This is a genomic window from Collinsella sp. AF14-35 (assembly GCF_003464565.1).
Classification (GTDB): domain Bacteria; phylum Actinomycetota; class Coriobacteriia; order Coriobacteriales; family Coriobacteriaceae; genus Collinsella.
In genome coordinates this window covers 1-1388 of sequence record NZ_QRZD01000054.1, presented here as the reverse complement: position 1 = coordinate 1388, position 1388 = coordinate 1, and the positions used below count along the sequence as shown (strand labels likewise).

At 62.7% G+C, this 1388-nt stretch carries 2 protein-coding genes; both read left to right on the top strand.

Annotated elements, in window-relative coordinates; translation table 11 throughout:
- The coding region (locus DWW12_RS09665; RefSeq protein ID WP_117855833.1) for a flavodoxin family protein at positions 1-400 on the top strand (400 nt) is incomplete at its 5' end.
- A gap of 9 nt (positions 401-409) precedes the next feature.
- Positions 410-1228: a carboxymuconolactone decarboxylase family protein gene (locus tag DWW12_RS09660; protein WP_233544291.1), complete on the top strand. Its 819-nt coding sequence runs from the start codon at positions 410-412 to the stop codon at positions 1226-1228.
- Positions 1229-1388: the final 160 nt, after the last annotated feature.

Sequence of the window (1388 nt, the reverse complement as noted above, 5' to 3'; positions counted from 1 at the left end):
GACGGACCTCGGGACGCTCTTACACCACGTCTGCGCGCGCCACCTCATCCAAGACGATGCCGTGGAAATTGCCGCCAAAATGCACGATGCGGATGTGCTGGTGTTTGCAACGCCCGTCTACTACTACAGCGTCTGCGGCCAGCTCAAAACCATGCTGGACCGCGCTAACCCGCTTTTTGGCTCCGATTATGCATTCACCGAGGCATATCTGTTGGCGACGGCGGCGGAGAACGGGCGCTCGACCTTCGACGGGGCGAAAAAGGCGATGCAGGGATGGGTTGACTGTTTCTCCCGCTGCACGCTCGCTGGAACGGTTTTCGCCGGCGGCGTGAACGGCGTGGGCGAAATCGCCGGGCATCCCGCTCTGGAGCAGGCGCGGCGAATGGGCATGGGAATCTAGCCGGGCTGTTTGGCCGCGCGGAAACAGATTTGTGCCAAAACTATCGACAGGAGGAAATCGATCATTGCAGTTAAACAGACGGCAGGCAGAGACGCCCTGGGGGAGTTCGCTCCCAAATTCGCACAGCTCAACGACGACGTGCTGTTCGGCGAGGTGTGGAGCCGAGAGAGTGAGCTCTCCCTGCGCGACCGCAGCGTGGTGACGGTGGTTGCCCTGATGTCGCAGGGGCTGACGGACTCTTCGTTCAAATATCACCTGATGTCCGCAAAGAACAATGGAGTGACCAGGACGGAGATAGCGGAAATCCTTACGCACGCGGCGTTTTATGCGGGTTGGCCCAAGGCGTGGGCTGCCTTCCGCATGGCGAAGGAGGTCTGGGCGGCCGACGATGCCGCCGACGCAAGGGCTCAGCACCAAAACGAGATGGTTTTCCCCATCGGTGCCCCCAACGACGCCTTCGCGAAGTACTTTATCGGGCAAAGCTACCTCGCGCCCCTTTCCACCGAGCAGGTCGGTGTCCACAACGTGACGTTCGAGCCCGGCTGCCGCAACAACTGGCACGTCCATCACGCCAAAAGCGGCGGTGGGCAGATCCTCGTCTGCGTGGCTGGTCGAGGGTTTTACCAGGAGTGGGGAAAGCCGGCACAGGAGCTGCGCCCCGGCGACGTGGTCAACATCGCCCCGGGGGTGAAGCACTGGCACGGCGCCGCGCCCGACAGCTGGTTCTCGCATCTCGCGTTGGAGGTTCCGGGCGAGGAGACCTCCAACGAGTGGCTGGAGCCCGTGGGCGACGATGCATACCTTAAAGCGACCAACAAGGAGGCTTAAGCACCGTCGCCCGTCCGCGCCGCCGAGAGCAGCGCGCCCAAATCTGCCTGAATCGCCCCTGCCTTGCTTCCGAGCTGCAGCGGAGCCGAGCCGTTCGAGATGTTGACGCTCAACAGGTGCGCATCCGGCAGCTTCGCGGTCATGCTCCAGAACGGGAGCG